This window comes from Umezawaea sp. (genome assembly GCF_057122925.1).
On the sequence record NZ_DBNGPQ010000088.1, the window covers coordinates 1 to 16004 of the forward strand.

Annotated in this window: 18 protein-coding genes; 9 read left to right on the forward strand and 9 right to left on the reverse strand. The window is 73.1% G+C overall.

Annotated features, from left to right (window positions below):
• Positions 1-234: 234 nt before the first annotated feature.
• Entirely contained in the window at positions 235-915 is a 681-nt protein-coding gene (locus AC156L_RS19790; RefSeq protein WP_330878813.1) for a TetR/AcrR family transcriptional regulator, read from the reverse strand.
• A 102-nt stretch (positions 916-1017) separates the two neighbouring features.
• On the opposite strand from AC156L_RS19790, the gene AC156L_RS19795 reads away from it, so the two are divergent.
• Entirely contained in the window at positions 1018-2139 is a 1122-nt protein-coding gene (locus tag AC156L_RS19795) for an FAD-dependent oxidoreductase (RefSeq protein WP_330878814.1), read from the forward strand.
• Between the two features lie 116 nt (positions 2140-2255).
• The gene (locus AC156L_RS19800) at positions 2256-2942 is read left to right on the forward strand and encodes an SAM-dependent methyltransferase (protein ID WP_330878815.1); all 687 of its coding nucleotides are present in this window, start codon (positions 2256-2258) and stop codon (positions 2940-2942) included.
• Here the strand turns inward: AC156L_RS19800 and AC156L_RS19805 are convergent.
• From AC156L_RS19805 to AC156L_RS19820, 4 genes are all read right to left on the reverse strand, one after another.
• Positions 2923-3552, reverse strand: coding sequence for a dihydrofolate reductase family protein (locus AC156L_RS19805; RefSeq protein ID WP_484407147.1), 630 nt, complete (start codon positions 3550-3552; stop codon positions 2923-2925). The two genes, AC156L_RS19800 and AC156L_RS19805, sit on opposite strands and share 20 nt — an antisense overlap.
• Positions 3549-4016: an SRPBCC domain-containing protein gene (locus AC156L_RS19810; RefSeq protein WP_330878817.1), complete on the reverse strand. Its 468-nt coding sequence runs from the start codon at positions 4014-4016 to the stop codon at positions 3549-3551. The genes AC156L_RS19805 and AC156L_RS19810 overlap by 4 nt, the downstream gene beginning before the upstream one ends.
• The gene (locus tag AC156L_RS19815) at positions 4013-4348 is read right to left on the reverse strand and encodes an ArsR/SmtB family transcription factor (protein WP_330878818.1); all 336 of its coding nucleotides are present in this window, start codon (positions 4346-4348) and stop codon (positions 4013-4015) included. Before AC156L_RS19815 ends, AC156L_RS19810 begins: the two co-directional genes overlap by 4 nt.
• Before the next feature lie 79 nt (positions 4349-4427).
• On the reverse strand, positions 4428-5369 hold the full coding sequence (locus AC156L_RS19820; protein ID WP_330878819.1) for an AraC family transcriptional regulator: 942 nt from the start codon (positions 5367-5369) through the stop codon (positions 4428-4430).
• Between the two features lie 88 nt (positions 5370-5457).
• Between AC156L_RS19820 and AC156L_RS19825 the strand changes: the two genes are divergently transcribed.
• Positions 5458-6468 (forward strand): aldo/keto reductase, encoded by a 1011-nt coding sequence (locus tag AC156L_RS19825; protein WP_330878820.1) that lies wholly within the window; start codon positions 5458-5460, stop codon positions 6466-6468.
• Between the two features lie 20 nt (positions 6469-6488).
• Here AC156L_RS19825 and AC156L_RS19830 read toward each other — a convergent pair whose 3' ends face one another.
• Both AC156L_RS19830 and AC156L_RS19835 read right to left on the reverse strand, forming a co-directional pair.
• Positions 6489-7697 carry an MFS transporter gene (locus tag AC156L_RS19830; protein ID WP_330878821.1) on the reverse strand — a complete coding sequence of 403 codons (1209 nt, stop codon included), beginning with the start codon at positions 7695-7697 and terminating at the stop codon, positions 6489-6491.
• Positions 7698-7722: 25 nt separating this feature from the next.
• A complete protein-coding gene (locus tag AC156L_RS19835; protein WP_330878822.1) occupies positions 7723-8277 on the reverse strand; it encodes a TetR/AcrR family transcriptional regulator in 555 nt (184 codons plus the stop codon).
• A 157-nt stretch (positions 8278-8434) separates the two neighbouring features.
• On the opposite strand from AC156L_RS19835, the gene AC156L_RS19840 reads away from it, so the two are divergent.
• Together AC156L_RS19840 and AC156L_RS19845 are read left to right on the forward strand one after the other, a co-directional pair.
• Positions 8435-9514 (forward strand): alkene reductase, encoded by a 1080-nt coding sequence (locus AC156L_RS19840; protein ID WP_330878823.1) that lies wholly within the window; start codon positions 8435-8437, stop codon positions 9512-9514.
• A 41-nt stretch (positions 9515-9555) separates the two neighbouring features.
• Positions 9556-10635 carry a serine hydrolase domain-containing protein gene (locus AC156L_RS19845; RefSeq protein WP_330878824.1) on the forward strand — a complete coding sequence of 360 codons (1080 nt, stop codon included), beginning with the start codon at positions 9556-9558 and terminating at the stop codon, positions 10633-10635.
• A 9-nt stretch (positions 10636-10644) separates the two neighbouring features.
• Here the strand turns inward: AC156L_RS19845 and AC156L_RS19850 are convergent, their stop codons facing one another.
• Positions 10645-11781, reverse strand: coding sequence for an L-talarate/galactarate dehydratase (locus tag AC156L_RS19850; RefSeq protein ID WP_330878825.1), 1137 nt, complete (start codon positions 11779-11781; stop codon positions 10645-10647).
• A gap of 177 nt (positions 11782-11958) precedes the next feature.
• Between AC156L_RS19850 and AC156L_RS19855 the strand changes: the two genes are divergently transcribed.
• The 3 genes from AC156L_RS19855 to AC156L_RS19865 are packed head-to-tail and all read left to right on the forward strand — an operon-like array spanning position 11959 to position 14249.
• Positions 11959-13473: an MFS transporter gene (locus AC156L_RS19855; protein ID WP_330878826.1), complete on the forward strand. Its 1515-nt coding sequence runs from the start codon at positions 11959-11961 to the stop codon at positions 13471-13473.
• A gap of 2 nt (positions 13474-13475) precedes the next feature.
• A complete protein-coding gene (locus AC156L_RS19860) occupies positions 13476-14057 on the forward strand; it encodes a TetR/AcrR family transcriptional regulator (protein WP_330878827.1) in 582 nt (193 codons plus the stop codon).
• A gap of 45 nt (positions 14058-14102) precedes the next feature.
• Positions 14103-14249, forward strand: a complete 147-nt coding sequence (locus AC156L_RS19865) for a hypothetical protein (protein ID WP_330878828.1) — start codon at positions 14103-14105, stop codon at positions 14247-14249.
• On the opposite strand, the gene AC156L_RS19870 is transcribed toward AC156L_RS19865, so the two are convergent.
• Positions 14250-14906, reverse strand: coding sequence for a TetR/AcrR family transcriptional regulator (locus tag AC156L_RS19870; RefSeq protein ID WP_330878829.1), 657 nt, complete (start codon positions 14904-14906; stop codon positions 14250-14252).
• A gap of 107 nt (positions 14907-15013) precedes the next feature.
• Between AC156L_RS19870 and AC156L_RS19875 the strand changes: the two genes are divergently transcribed.
• The gene (locus AC156L_RS19875) at positions 15014-15952 is read left to right on the forward strand and encodes an NAD(P)-dependent alcohol dehydrogenase (protein WP_330878845.1); all 939 of its coding nucleotides are present in this window, start codon (positions 15014-15016) and stop codon (positions 15950-15952) included.
• Positions 15953-16004 lie beyond the last annotated feature (52 nt).

The following is a 16004-nucleotide window of genomic DNA, read 5'->3' on the forward strand; positions in this document are numbered from 1 at the left end:
GTCGGGGGAGCAGCCGAGGGTCACGCCATCGTGGGCCTCCTCGTTCACGGAACGGTGACCAGGATGCAACATGGCGTGAACTGAACGCAATAACTTGACTGATTGCCGTAAGAAGACGACTACCGCAGCGTGGGGCAGGCGGGACCGATCGTTCGGGTGTGGTGGTGTCGCTCGTTCGGGTGTGGTGGTGCCGCGCAGCGGCGGGCGCGGTCGAGGCGCTGCCGGGTTCCGCTCCTACGGCAGGCGCGGGGTGCCCAGCCGGGCCGTGATCCCGGCGAGGATGAGGTCGATGCCCGCGAGGAACTCCTCCCGGTCGTCGTGCTCGCGCAACCGGCCCGCGACGGTCCGGGTGAACGCGTACTCCTCGGGGTCGAGGGTGTCCCACGCCGTCGCGACGGTGGTGAGGAACTCGACCCGGTTCGTGTCCGGCCGGATCCCCCGGCTGTTGGCCGCGTTCTGCCCGCCCACGCCGAGGATGTAGTTCAGCAGCGAGGACGCGGCGGTGAACAGGGCGGCGTCGGGCACGCCGAGCGCCTGCACCTGGCGCCCCAGGTGCTCGAACACCCGCAGCACCGGCGACCTCCACGGGTCGCGGGCCAGGTGCGAGCCGACCCACGGGTGGGCGTCGATCGCGTCGAACACGCCGAGCGCGACGGCCCGGACGGCCTCCCGCGGTGTCGTGCCCCCGGCGTCGGCGGTCATGGTGGTGGCGACGACGGCGTCGGTGGCGGCGCTGAGGAGTTCGTCCTTGTCCGTGACGTGCCAGTAGATCGCGCCGGGCCCGGTCGCCAGCCGGCGGGCCAGCGCGCGGAACGTGAGCCCGCCCTCGCCCTCCGCGTCGAGCAGGTCGATCGCGGCCTCGACGATGCGGTCGCGGGAGAGCGGCTCTCCCCGTCGCTTTCCGGCGGCAACCACGCGCACATCATGGCACGGCTGGAACGGCGTTCCAGCTTGACATCTCTGGAACGACGTTCCAGTCTGTGTTGGAACAGTGTTCCAGAGTAGTGGGGAGTCACCGTGACCCGACCCGTCACGATCATCGGAGCCGGACTCGGGGGCCTCACCCTGGCCAGGGTCCTGCACGTCCACGGGATCCCCGCCGTCGTCCACGAGGCCGAGCCGTCCCCGACGGCGCGGACGCAGGGCGGGCTGCTCGACATCCGCGACCACAACGGTCAGGTGGCGCTGCGGGAGGCGGGCTTGACCGAGGAGTTCCGCGGTCTCGTCCTGGAGGGCCGCCAGGCCATGCGGATCCTCGACCGCGACGGGACCGTCCTGGTCGACCAGCCCGACGACGGCACCGGGGGAAACCCCGAGGTGCAGCGCGGCGAGCTGCGCCGGATGCTGCTCGACTCGCTCCCGGAGGGCACGGTCCGGTGGAACCACCGGGTCGGGGGCGTCCGCCCCCTCGGCGGCGGCGAGCACGAGGTGGCCTTCACCGGCGGCGGCACCGTCGTCACGAGCCTGCTCGTCGGCGCGGACGGGGCGTGGTCGCGCGTCCGGCCGCTGCTCTCCGACGCCACGCCCGTGTACGCGGGCATGTCCTACGTCGAGACCTACCTGACCGACGCCGACACCCGCCACCCGGCCACCGCGAAGGCGGTCGGCGGCGGGTCGCTGCTGGCGACCGCGCCGGGCAGGGGGATCCTCGCCCACCGGGAGCGCGGCGACACCCTGCACGCCTACCTGGCGCTCGCCGAGTCGCGGGACTGGTTCGCCGCCGTCGACTTCACCGATCCCGCGGTGGCCGCCGCGCGGATCGCGCGCGAGTTCGACGGCTGGGCGCCGGAACTCACCGCGCTGATCACCGAGAGCGCCACCGCGCCGGTCCTGCGCCCCATCCACTCCCTGCCGGTCGGGCACTCGTGGGACCGGGTGCGGGGGGTGACCCTGATCGGCGACGCCGCCCACCTCGCGATCCCCAACGGTGAGGGCGCCAACCTGGCCATGCTCGACGGCGCCGACCTCGGCAGGCTGATCGCCGCCCACGCCGACGACGTCGAATCGGCCCTCGACGAGTACGAGCGCGCCGCGGTCCCGCGCGGCACCGAGGCCGCGGCCGACGGCGAGTCGACGCGGGAACTCCTCTTCGGCGCAGGCGCCCCGCACGCGCTCGCCGAGGTGTTCGGCGCCCACTGAGTGCTCTCCTTGCCGGAACGGCAAGGAAGTTTGTCAGCGGTGGACGGTGGTCGGGAAGCTCGTCCCCACGGGCGGAACCACGTCCGGGACCTGACCGCCTGCGGAGGAACCACCTGATGAGCGCACACGACCACCGGCTCGCCGACGACGAGGCCTCGGCCATGTTCGAGCCCGCGGGCTGGGACGAGCGGTACTCCGGGCAGGAGAAGGTCTTCAGCGGGAACCCCAACCCGCAGCTCGTCGCCGAGGTGGCCGGGCTGACGCCGGGCACCGCCCTCGACGTCGGCTGCGGCGAGGGCGGTGACGTGATCTGGCTGGCCCAGCGGGGTTGGACCGCCACCGGCGCCGACTTCTCCGCCGCGGGCCTGGCCCGAGCCGCCCGGCACGCCCAGCAGGCGGGCGTCGCCGACCGCGTCGACTGGTGGCAGGTCGACGCCAGGGGCTTCGCCGCGGGCGCCCGCACCTACGACCTGGTCAGCAGCCACTTCCTGCACCCGCCGGACGGCGGGATGGTGGAGGTGGTGCGCAGGCTGGCCGGTGCCGTCGCCCGCGGCGGTCACCTGCTCGTCGTCGGCCACGCGCCCTCCGGCGTCTTCACCAGCGTGTCGGCGATCCACCTCGGGGCGATGTTCCTCGCGGAGGACCTGCTGCCCGGCCTGCCGGACGACTTCGAGGTCCTCGTGGTCGAGCAGCGGCCGAGGACGATGACCCGCGAGGGCGTGGTGGTCGACGTCCACGACTCCACGCTGCTCGCCCGCCGCCGTGGCGCGGCGGGGACCGGCGCTACCCCACGAAGGCCGTGACGCCCTCGTAGGCCGCGGCCGGAGCGGCGCCCGCGGTCTCGTACCGGAGCAGCAGCAGACCGTTCGCCGACACCTCGTGGTCGACGAGCCGCAGGCCGACGGGGCCGCTCGGGTGGTCGAACAGCCGCCGCCCCTCCCCGGTCACGACCGGGGCGACCACCAGCCGGAGCGTGTCGACGAGGCCCGCCGCCAGCAGGGCGTTGCCGAGCCGCGCGCTCCCGTGGACCTGGAGTTCCCGGCCCGGCCTCGCCTTGAGCGCCCCGACGGACGTGACCGGGTCGCCGCGGAGCACGGTCACCGGCCGCCAGGTCGCCTCGGTGGGGGTGGAGGTCACCACGTACTTCGGCAGCGCGTTCATCCGCTCGCTGAAGGGGTCCTCCGGGTCGGTGGTCCGCGGCCAGTCGCGGGCGAACGCCTCGTAGGTCCGCCGCCCGAGCAGCAGGCCGTCGGCGAGGTCCAGCCACTCGGACGCCCGTTGGACGAAGAGCCCGTCCAGGTGGGGCACGAGCCAGCCGCCCCGCGTGAAGCCGCCGCTCGTGTCCTCGTTCGGCGAGCCGGGGCCCTGGCTGACCCCGTCGAGGGTGACGAACTGCGTGAGCGCGACCTTCACCGGCCCGCCGCCACCGCGGCGAGCTGCTCGGTGACCGAGCCCCAGCCGTCGAGGAAGCCGAGTTCCTCGTGGCGGGCGCGGGCGGCCGGGTCGCCGTGCCGGACGACGACCCGGTAGTCCGTGCCGTCCGGGTGGTCGCCCATCGTGACCTCCGCCGTCATCGGCACCGGCGCGGGGTTCGCCGGGCGCCACGCGCTGTCGACCGCGTTCGTGAACACGATCCGCTCCAGGTCGTCCACGACGAGGAACGTCGCGTCGAGGTGCGGGACGAAGGCCACCCCGTCGTCGCTCATCAGGGTCACGAGCCCGCCGCCGGGCCGGACGTCGAGGCGGTCGACCCGGCACGCGGTCGGTGCGGGGACCCACCACCTCGCGAAGCGGGCCGGATCGGTCCACGCGGACCACACGGCCGCACGGGGAGCGCGGATGACCCGCTCCAGGACCAGGTCGAGATCGGGGTTCACGGGTGTTCCTCCGGGTCGGTGACGAGGCTTTCCAGTCGGTCGGTGCGGTCCTCCCAGATCCGGCGCTGCTCCGCGAGCCAGCCGTCGACCAGGGCGAGGCGGTCGCGGTTGAGCACGCAGGTGCGCACGCGGCCGAGCTTGACCGTGCGGATCAGGCCGGTCGCCTCCAGCGTCCGCACGTGCTTCATGAAGGAGGGGAGGGTCATCGGGAACTCGCGGGCGAGGTCGCCCACGCTCGTCGGACTGCGGCCGAGGCGGCGGATGACACCGCGCCGCGTCGGGTCGGCGAGAGCGGTGAACACACCGTCCAGTTCCGCCGAATACTGTGCCATGAGGCTAAGTGTTGCGTGCCGGAACGCTGAGCGCAAGGGCTCAGTGTCCGGCGAGGTCTGGTGGTGACGGCGTCGCGCGTCAGGCGCGGTCCCTCGGCCGCGCGCGCAGCGAGGCGCGGAACTCCCGTGGTGGCATCCCGACAACGCGCCGGAAAGCGGTGCTGAAAGCACTTTCGGACTGGTACCCGACGGCCTCCGCTATGGCCGTGAGGGAGTCCTCCGTGCGCAGCGCGGCCCGCGCCAGCTGCATCCGCCACTCGATGAGGTAGTCCAACGGGGGACGGCCCACCCTGTTCCGGAAGTGCGCGGCGAACGCCGACCTCGACATCGTCGCGATGCCTGAGAGCTCGTCGAGCGTCCAGCGGTGGCGCGGGTCGGCGTGGACGGCTCGCAGCGCTGCCCCGATCCCGTCGTCGGCGACCGACGCGAGCCACCCCAGTGGCTCGTGCGACGAACCGGCGTGCGACCTCAGCATGTGCACCAGCAGGATCTGGGCCAGGTGTTCGAGGACGAGGGACTGGCCCGCCTCGCACGTCCGGATCTCGTGGACGAGCAGGGTCGCGATGTTCCAGAGCAGCCTTCCGGCGTCGTCGTCCGCTTTCACGAGCATGGCCGGGGGGAGTGAGGAGAACAGGGTCGACGCGTCGGAGTCCTGGAACGTGAAGTCGACGCTGCACGTGTACGCGACGGAGCCCGGAGGGATCTCGGGCCCCTTCGCGGACGTGTCCTCGGTCGAACTCCCGAGGCTGTAGGGCGGTGGGTCGCCGAGGAGGTAGAAGTCGCCCGTGCTCAGCAGAAGAGGGGCCCGTCCGTCGACGCGCAACCAGCACTGGCCCTCCACCACCACGCCGAGCTTGATGTGCGGGAAGGGGGAGAACCGGGCCTCCCACGGCGCCGTCGCGCGGAGCGGAACGGGCGCGACGGCCCTGGGCCGCGCCAGCGCCAGGACGTCTCGGACGGGGTCGTGCGCACCGAGGAGGACTTCAGCGCTGGACGATCGGTAAGCTTCGCCGGACTCCACGTTATGGACTATAGGTCCGACGAGCGAAACGATGGGTGCCTGGCGGCGGGAGCCGCCTGCCGGATCGACGCGAGGAGCGAAAAGTCTTATGCGATACCGATTTCTCGGACGATCGGGGCTGCGGGTATCGGAACTGTCGCTGGGGACGGGGAACTTCGGCACGGGCTGGGGGCACGGGGCGACCGCGCCCGAGGCACGGGCGATGTACGACACCTACCGGCAGGCGGGCGGGAACTTCATCGACACCGCGTCCAACTACCAGTCGGGGGAGGCCGAGGAGTACCTCTCGGACATCATCTCCTCGGATCGCGAGGACGTGGTCCTGGCGACGAAGTACACGATGGGGACGTCGGCGAGCAGCGGCCTCCACCTGACCGGGAACAGCCGCAAGGCGATGGTCCAGTCCCTGGAGCAGAGCCTGCGTCGACTGGGCACCGACCGGGTTGACGTGCTCTGGGCCCACGTGGCCGACGTGTCCACGCCCATCGAGGAGGTGCTGCGGGCCTTCGACGACCTGACGCGCGCGGGCAAGATCCTGTACGCCGGTCTCTCCAGCTTCCCCGCGTGGCGCGTGGCGACCGGGGTCACCCTGGCGCGGCAGCGGGACTGGGCGCCCCTCGTGGCGATCCAGGTCGAGTACAGCCTCGTCGAGCGCGACGCCGACCGCGAGCTGGTGCCGATGGCGGAAGCCTTCGGCTTGGGCGTCCTCGGGTTCTCGCCGCTCGGCGGCGGTCTGCTGACGGGCAAGTACCGGCGGGGCGAGACGGGTCGTGCCCAGAGTTCGATCAGCCGGTTCCTCCACCGGGAGGACGACCCCGCCAAGGCGAAGGTCCTGGACGCCGTCGAGGCCGTCGCCCAGGACCTCGGTGCGACCCCGGACGCGGTGGCGATCAGGTGGTCGATGTCGAAGGGCGTGATCCCCGTCGTCGGACCGAGGACCGTGGACCAGCTCACGTCCAACCTCGCGGCGGGCGAGCTGGACATCCCACCGCGCCAGCTCGACCGGCTCGACGAGGTGAGCGCGCCGCGGCTGGGATACCCCCACGGGCTGTGGACGGAGCACGAACGGGTGGGGGAGCGCCGAGTCGCCCAGCCGTGAGGGGCGCCCGTCGGGCACCACTAGGACGTCTCGCCGGTCCGGTTCACCAGCACGCGGCTCAGCACGACCGTCACCACGCCCGCGAACACGACGCTGAGCAGCCCGACCCGCAGGCTGGTGAGGTCGGCGACGAACCCGACGACCGGCGGTGACAGCAGGAACCCCACCCGGAGCAGCCAGCTGACCACGGTGAGGCCCATCCCGTTGGGGAGGCCGGGGAGTTCGTCGGCGGTGTGCATGGCGGCCGGGACGAGGGTGGCCACGCCCAGGCCCGCCAGCGCGAAGCCCGCGAGGGCCGTGCCGACGGTCGGCACGGCCAGCGCGAGGCCCATGCCCACGGCCGCGAACGCCCCGCCCGCGCGGACGACGGCGCGCTGGCCGAACCGGTCCACGGCCCGGTCGCCGGTGAGCCTGCCGATCGTCATGGCGACCTGGAGGGCGACGAACGCGAGACCGGCGGTGGCGGCGCTGGTGCGCAGGTCGCCGCTGAGGTAGATCGCGCCCCACGACGCGCCCGCGTCCTCGACCAGCGCGCCGCACGCGGCCAGGACGCCCAGCGCGGCGAGCATCTTCACGGCCGTGCCCGCGAACGCGCGGCGGGCCGTCGGGGCCGCGGCGGTGGTGGGCTCGGCGCGTTCGGCGTCCTCGTGACCCGGCAGGAGGAACCGGTAGGCGACCAGCGCGACGACGCCGAACAGCGCGGCGGAGAAGCCGAGGTGCAGCGCGAGCGGCACGCCGAGACCGGCGGCCGCCGCGCCCATCAGGCCGCCCAGCACGGCGCCGATGCTCCACACGCCGTGGAAGGAGTTGACGATGGACCGCCCGTAGAGGCGCTGCACGCGCAGGCCGTGGGCGTTCTGCGCGACGTCGACCACGGCGTCCAGCGCGCCCACGACGAACAGCACCGCGCCCAGGCCGAGCCAGTTCGGCGCGAGCGGGATCAGCAGGGTGGTGGCGGCGAGCAGGACGATCCCGAGCGCGGCCACCCGCGACGACCGGAACCGGCGGATCGCCGCGCTCGCCAGCAGGCCCGCCACCAGCGCGCCGAGGGGGAACCCGGCCAGCGCGGCCCCCAGGACGGTGTTGCTGAGGTCCAGGCTCGCCTTGATCTCGGGGTAGCGGGGCACCACGTTGGCGAAGAGGGCGCCGTTGGTGAGGAACAGGGCTGCCACGGCGGCGCGGGCGCCCCTGGCGGCGCGCGTCGGCGCGGCGGGTGGTGCGGTGGTCATGGTGATCCCGTCGGGCAGGGTGTGGTCAGGGGAGGAACCGGTGGAGCGCGGCGCGGACCTGCGCCGGGGTCATCGGGTCGGTGGACAGCGCGCTGTGCAGCACGAGCCCCTCGATCAGGGCGTCCAGCTCCCGTGCGGTGCCGGGGTCGAAGTGGTGCTCCAGCGCTTGGCGGCTGCGGCGCATCCAGGCCTGGGTCACGGCGCGCAGCGCGGGTTTGCGGGCCGCCGCCACGTACAGCTCGACGCTGAGCACCAGGTCGCGGTTCGCGTCGAGCAGGTCGCCCGAGATGTGCTCGGCGACCGACTCGACGGCCGCCGAGCGGTCGGGCGCGGCGGCCATGCGCTCCTCGAAGACGCCCGCGATCGAGTCGGCGTGCCGGGTGAACGCCTCGGCCAGCAGGTCGTCCAGCGACGTGAAGTGGTAGGTCGTCGACCCGAGCGGCACGTCCGCCGCCCGCGCGACCGCCCGGTGCGAGACGCCCGCCACGCCGCGCTCGGCGATGATCGCGAGCGCGGCGTCGATGATGCGGTCCCGCCGGTCGGGGTCGTGCCGCCGCGGGCGGCGGGTCGAGGCCTCCATGTGTACGAGCGTACATAGCAGAGGCAGGGCTGTGACCACGGGTTTCGCTCTCGTGCACGTGACCTGCGGCACAATTCTTTGCACCTGACACTGATGTGAGCTTCTAGCGTTGGGGCACGCCCTGGACGGGCGATCCGGATCGTGAAGGAGCTTCGACGTGACTTCCCTCTTCGACAGGTACCGGCTCGGCGACCTGGCGCTGCCCAACCGGGTGGTGATGGCCCCGATGACCAGGGTCCGGGCCGCCGCGGGCGGACTGGCGACCCCGTCGATGGCGACGTACTACGCCCAGCGGGCCACGGCCGGGCTGATCGTGACCGAGGGCGTGCAGCCGAGCCTGGTCGGGCAGTCCAACCCCGGCACGCCGGGCCTGCACACCGACGAGCAGACCGCCTCGTGGCGCCCGGTGACCGAGGCCGTGCACGCCAACGGCGGCCGGGTGTTCGCCCAGATCATGCACGGCGGCCGGGTGTCGCACCCGGACACCACCGGCGTCCAGCCGGTCGGGCCCTCCGCCGTGCCCGCCGTCGGCGAGGTCTTCACCCCGACCGGCCCCAAGCCCGCGCCGGTGCCGCGCGCCCTGGACACCGCCGAGGTGCCCGAGCACGCCCGGTCCTACGGCGACGCGGCCAGGCGAGCCGTCGACGCGGGCTTCGACGGCGTGGAGCTGCACGGCGCCAACGGCTACCTGATCTCGCAGTTCCTCTCCTCGAACGCCAACCTGCGCACGGACGGCTACGGCGGCCCGGTGCGCAACCGGATCCGGTTCGCCGTCGAGGCCGCGTCGGCGACCGTCGACGCCGTCGGCGCGGCCAGGACCGGCATCCGCCTCTCACCCGCCGCGACGATCTGGGGCGTCCAGGACGCCGACGTGCCCGAGCTGTACGCGGCCCTGCTGGCGGAACTGGCCCGCCTGGAGGTGGCCTACGTCCACCTGGAGGCGACCGCCGACGAGGACGTGCTGCTCGGCCTGCGCCGCGCGTGGCCGGGCACGCTCATCGTCAACCCGGTGCCGCCGACGGGACCGAAGCAGACGAGCCGGGCCGACGCCGACCACTGGCTCGGGCTGGGTGCCGACCTGATCGGCTTCGGCCGCGCGTTCATCGCCAACCCCGACCTCGTCGAGCGGCTCCGCAACGCGCTCCCGATCGCCCCGGTCGACGAGGCCACGTTCTACCAGGGCGGCGACGCGGGGTACCTGACCTACCCGACCTACCAGTACGAGGTCCCGCGTTAAATCCGTTGGCAGGGCACGGGAAATCGGGTTGGGTACCGCGCATGGCGCACATCGGGGGCATCTGCGGCGAACGGTTCGGGGCGGTGCGCGACGCGCTGGTGGCATCGCTGGAGCAGGGCGGCGGCGCGTCCGCCGCGGTGTACCTGGACGGCGAGCCGGTGGTCGACCTCTGGGGCGGGTGCGCCGACGAGGAGGGCGCGCGCCCGTGGGAGCGCGACACGATCACCGGTGTCTGGTCGACCACGAAGACGATGACCGCGCTGTGCGCGCTGGTCCTCGCCGACCGCGGCGACCTCGACCTGGACGCCCCCGTGGCGGAGTACTGGCCCGAGTTCGCCGCCGAGGGCAAGGGGAAGGTGCTGGTGCGGCACGTCCTCGGGCACACCTCGGGCCTGCCCGCGTGGACCGAGCCGGTGGCGCTCGACGTGCTCTACGACTGGTCGGCCGCGACGGCGCTGCTGGCGGAGCAGCCGCTCGTCTCGGAGCCGGGGGTGGTAGGCGCTTACCACGCCGTGACGCAGGGGTTCCTGCTCGGTGAGGTGGTCCGCCGGGTGACCGGCCGCGCCCTCGGTGTGTTCTTCGCCGAGGACGTGGCCGGTCCGCTGGGCGCCGACTTCCACATCGGACTCGCCCCCGAGCACGACCACCGCGTCGCCCCGATCATCCCGGCCACGACCAGGGCGCCCGAGCTGGAGGCCCGAGGCCCGGGAAACCCGCCCATCCCGGCGGAGACCGCGAACACCGAGGCCTGGCGGCGGGCCGACATCCCGTCCGCCAGCGGTTTCGGCAACGCCCGGTCCGTCGCCGCCGTGCAGTCGGTGCTCGCGTGCGGCGGCGAGGCCCGCGGCGTGCGGCTGCTGTCCGCCGCGGGGTGCGAGCGGGTGTTCGAGGAGCAGTTCGTCGGCGAGGACCGGGTGCTCGGCGCTCCGATCCGGTACGGCACGGGCTACGCCCTGCGGGGCCGGACCTGTTCCTGGGGCGGGTGGGGCGGGTCGATCGTCCTGGTCGACCCCGACCAGCGGCTCGTGGTGTCGTACGTGATGAACCAGATGGTCGAGTCGGGCCCGCTGGGTGACGACCGCGGTCTGGGCGTCGTGATGGCCGCCTACGGCGGGCTGTAGCCACGCCGGTCAGGTCACCTCGTGCGAGGCCCGCGTCCAGGCGCGGGCCTGCTCGGTGAGCGTCAGGCCGAGGCCGGGCCGGGTCGGCACGCGCATGCGGCCGTCGCTGGTGTGCAGGCGCTCGGTGAACAGCGGCTCCAGCCAGTCGAAGTGCTCCACCCACGGCTCGTGCGGGTAGGCCGCGGCCAGGTGGAGGTGGATCTCCATGGCGAAGTGCGGCGCCAGTTGCAGGTGGTGGTGCTCGGCGAGCGCGGCCAGCTTCAGGAACTGGGTGATGCCACCGATCCGCGGCGCGTCGGGCTGGATCACGTCCACCGCCCGGTCGCGGATGAGCGTCCAGTGCTCCGCCACGCTCGCGAGCATCTCACCGGTCGCGATCGGCGTGTCCAGGCTCGCCGCCAGCGCCGCGTGGCCCTCGGAGTCGTAGGCGTCCAGCGGTTCCTCGATCCACGTGAGGTCGAAGCGCTCCAACGCCCGCCCCATCCGCCGCGCCGTCGGCCGGTCCCACTGCTGGTTCGCGTCGACCATGATCGGAACGCCGTCGCCGAGGTGCTCCCGAACCGCCTCCACCCGCCGCAGGTCCGCGTTCGGCGAGGGATCGCCCACCTTGATCTTGATCCCGCCGATGCCCCTCCGCAACGAGGCGTCCGCGTTCTCCAGCACCTGCTCCGTCGGGGTGTGCAGGAACCCGCCCGAGGTGTTGTAGCAGCGGACCGACTCGCGGTGCGCGCCCAACAGCTTGGCGAGCGACAACCCGGCCCGTTTCGCCTTCAGGTCCCACAGCGCCACGTCGAACGCCGCGACCGCCTGGGTGGCCAACCCGCTGCGCCCCACCGAAGCCCCGGCCCACACCAGCTTCGTCCACAACCTGCCCGTGTCATTGGGATCCTCCCCGATGAGCACGGGAGCGACCTCCCCGGCGTGCGCGTAGAGCCCTGGCCCACCCGCCCGCTTCGCGTAGCTGAACCCGATCCCCTCGTACCCCTGCGCCGTGGTGATCTCGGTGAACAGGAAGGCCACCTCGGTCATGGGGCGCTGGCGGCCGGTGAGGACCTTGGCGTCGCTGATGGGGGTGGGGAGGGGGAGGTAGAGGGAGGAGAGGCGGATTCGGGCGATGCGGTCCGGGTCCGTCGGTTCGTCGGTCATGGGTCCAGCGTGGCCGGTCTGGCGGGGGAGTGGCCAGGGGGCCGGGGGTCGCGAGGCGACCACGGCGTTGCTCGCCAACACCGCGACGAACTGCTGGCGAAGAACACCGTGTCACGACGGTGTCGAGTCGGTCACAGCGTCCAAGAAACTAAACCGTCCGGACGGTACAGTTTCAGGATGGCGATGAACGACGTGGTCGTGGTGGGTGGCCGGCGGCGGTGGGCCGCGCTGGGAGTGCTGGTCGGCTCCGTGTTGTTGCTGGCGATCGACGGCACGGTGCTCTACCTGGCCGTGCCGTCGCTGTCCCGCGACCTGGCACCCACCGCGACCGAGGTCCTCTGGATCGGCGACGTCTACTCGCTCGCCCTGGCGGGCCTGCTCGTCACCACCGGCACGCTCGCCGACCGTGTCGGGCGCAAGAGGGTGCTGCTCGTGGGTACGGCCGCGTTCGGGGCGGCCTCGTTGCTGGCGGCGTTCTCGACCAGTTCGGAGATGCTCATCGGGGCCCGACTGCTGTTGGGCGTGGCCGGTGCGACGATCATGCCGTCCACGCTGTCGATCATCCGCAACCTGTTCCCCGACGCGCGGGAGCGGACCAGGGCCATCGCGATCTGGTCGGCGGGCTCGGGTGGCGGGCTGGCGTTGGGGCCGTTGATCGGTGGTGCGCTGCTGGAGCGGTTCTGGTGGGGCTCGGTGTTCCTGGTCAACGTGCCCGTCGTGGTCGTCTTCCTGGTCGCGGGAGGGCTGTTGCTGCCCGAGTCGCGCAACCCGGATCCCGGCCGGTTCGACCTGGTCTCGGCCGGGTTGTCGTTCGCGGCGATCACGCCGCTGGTGTACGCGGTCAAGCACGCCGTCGGCTCCGGACCGGACGGGTGGACGGTGGGGTCCGCGCTGGTCGGGCTGGTGGCCGCGGTGCTGTTCGTGCGGCGGCAGCGGCGGACGGACCCGCCCCTGATCGACGTCGGGCTGTTCCGGAACGCCGCGTTCACCGGTGCGGTGCTGGCCAACGTGATCGCGATCTTCGCGCTGACCGGGCTGCTGTTCTTCTTCTCCCAGTACCTCCAGTTCGTGCGCGGGTTCAGCCCGCTGGTGGCGGGGCTGGCCGAGATGCCGACGATGGTCGCCTCGGTGGTGGTCATCGGTGTGGTCGGCGTGGTCGCCGCGCGGTGGGGCACGGGGCGCGCCGTGGCCGCGGGGCTGGCCACCGCCGCGGTCGGGCTGCTGCTGGTCGCCGTCGCCGAGGGGGCGGAGAGCTACCTGTGGCTGGGGTTGGCGCTGCTGCCGGTGGGGCTCGGTGTGGGGTTGGCGATGACGCTGACGGTGGACGCGGTCGTGTCGGCGGTGCCGCCGCACCGGGCGGGCGCGGCGTCGGCGATCTCCGAGACCGCCTACGAACTCGGTGTGGTGCTGGGCATCGCGGTGCTCGGCTCCGTGGTCACCCTGGCCTACCGGGCGAACCTGGACGTGCCCGGCGCGGCCCGTCCCGCCGTCGAGGACTCGGTCGGCTCCGCGCTGGCCGCGCTGGACCCCGCCTCGCCGCTGGTGGCACCGGTGAAGGAGGCGTTCACGATCGCCATGCAGACGACGTCGACCATCGCCGCCGTGATCACCGCCGTGGCGGCCCTGGTCGCCTGGCGCACCATCCCCTCCGGTAGGAACACGGGCACCAGGAGTGCGTCGGAAGGGGCGTGAGCATGGCTCGCAAGGCAGGGCGCACGCCCGCGGTGACGCGCCGGGCGCTGCTCGACGCCGCCGCCTCCGTGATCCGCACCAGGGGCATCGCCGCCAGCCTGGACGAGATCGCCCGCGAGGCGCAGGTGTCCAAGGGCGGGCTGCTCTACCACTTCGCCACCAAGGACGACCTGGTGCGGGCCCTCGCCCAGGACCTGGTGGAGGCGTTCCGCGCCGAGGTGGTCGCCGCCGTCGACCCCGCGGACTCCGCTCCCGGCGCGCTCACGCGCGCCTACGTGAGGGCCTGCCTGTCGTCCTCGCACGACGAGGTCGCGCTCCGCGAGAGCGCGGCGCTCGTGGTCCAGCTCGGCGCCCTGCCCGAGGTCGCGGACCTCGTCCGCGCCGACACCCGCCGCTGGAGCGCCGAACTGGGCGCCGACGGCCTGCCCGCCCACGTGCTGGCGCTGGTCGTGGCCGCCGCCGACGGGGCGAGCGCGGCACCGCTGTGGGGCGGCGCCGTGCCGCACGACGAGGCTCGCGCGCTGGAGCGCCAGCTCATCCGGTTCACCCTCGACCAGGCGCTCTGGTCGCACCTGGAGGCCTGACGCGCCACCGCGGACCCCATCTTCTTGCCGAAACGGCATGGATCGGTGCGGTTCCGGCAAGGCTGCCGCACGATGGTCGCGGAGGTGATGACCATGGAGCAGGAGCAGAGGGTGGACGAGCCGTTCTCCGCCGAGATGGAGGCCCGCGTGTGCGAGATCGTGCTGGGCGATCGGCGGCACGGGCTCCGGTAGTCAGCGCGCCGTCGGAGGCCGGACCACGTGGTGCAGTTCGAGGCGGGGTGCGGGAGGCAGTGGTTCGGCTCCGTCGGCGCGGAAGGCGTGCAGCAGCAGGCCGACGAGCCTGCGGGACGCGGCCAGCGCCGACTCCGGCGAGTCGGCCGTGATGCCGCCGTTGGCCATCAGCAGCAGCGTGATGTCGTCGAACGTGAAGTCCTCGCGCAGCTCACCCGACGCCTTGGCCCGCCTGGCCAGCTCGCCGAAGCCCCTCTCGGCGCGGGAGCGCAGCCCGTCGAGCACGGTCGCGTCGGGGAAGCGGCAGGCGAACGCGCCGGTGAAGCCCTTGTCCACGGCCTGCATGGCGCACACCTGCTCCAGGACGGCGCGGAACGCGCACCACGGGTCCGGGTCGGCCAGCGCGTCCTCCACCACCGCCGCGCACAGCTCGATCTGCTCGGCGAACGCCTCCGCCACCAGGGCCTCCTTGGTGGGGAAGCGGCGGTAGAGCGTCGCCACGCCCACACCCGAGTGGCGGGCGATGTCGGTCATCGTGACGTCCAGGCCCTCCTCGGCGAAGAGCAGGCGCGCGGCCTCGACGATGCGGGTCCGGTTGTTCCTGGCGTCGACGCGCAGCGCCTCCGCCGCGGCCATCCGAGAGGGCTCGGTCGTCATGCCTCTCACTTTAGCTCAAGTGGAGGGTGTCCTCCAGTTGTCGTGTTAGCGTCGAGGCAAGTGGAGGGCATCCTCCATTTGTCCAGGCGAGGAGAGCCGTGAACGAGATGCGCGTGGCCCAGTTCGACTCCTACGGGCCGCCGGAGGTGCTGTACGAGGCGAGGGTGCCGATGCCCGTGGTGAAGCCGGGGGAGGTGCTGGTCCGGGTCCACGGGGTGAGCGTCAACGGCGGTGAGCTGATGCTGCGCTCCGGCAAGCTGAGGTGGTTCGCCCCCCGCCGCTTCCCCAAGCGCACGGGGATCGACTTCGCCGGGGTCGTCGTCACGGCGGCCGAGGGCGTGCCCGGCCCGAGGGCGGGCGACCACGTCTGGGGGATGATGTCGCGCTTCGTCGGCGGGTCCGCCGCCGAGTACGTGGCCGTGCGGCCCCGCAAGCTGTCGCCCAGCCCGGCCGGGCTGGACCTGGTCGAGGCCGCCGCGCTGCCCGCCGGGACGACGGCGATCACGGCGCTGCGCGACCACGCCCGCCTCAAGCCGGGCGAGCGGCTGCTGGTGCGCGGCGCCGCGGGTGGGATCGGGAGCATCGCCGTCCAGTTGGGGCGGCACTACGGCGCGCACGTCACGGGGCTCGCCGGTGCGAAGAACCTCGACCTGGTGCGGGAACTGGGGGCGCACGAGGTGTTCGACCGCCGTGCCACCGAACCGGGGGACCTGGGGGAGTTCGACGTCGTGCTGGACACCGCGGGCTCCTCGCTGCCCGCCTACCGCGGCCTGCTCGCCAGGGGTGGGCGGATGGTCGGGATCTCCTTCGACTCGGTCGCGTCCGTCGGGTACGTGCTGCTGTCGACCGTCTTCGGCTCGCGGCGGGTGCGGTTCTTCAGCGGGAACCCGACGCACGCGCTGTTCGCCGAGCTGACCGGGCTCGTGGAGGCCGGAGCCCTCCGCCCCGTCGTGGACACCGTGCACGACCTGGCGGACATCTCCGCGGCGCACCGGGCGCTGGAGGAGGGTGGCGTGCGGGGGAAGCACGTGGTCCGGATGGTGTGAGGTAGGTCGCGCGCCGTTGACCTCATGCTTGAGAGAGTCAATCATTTGCATG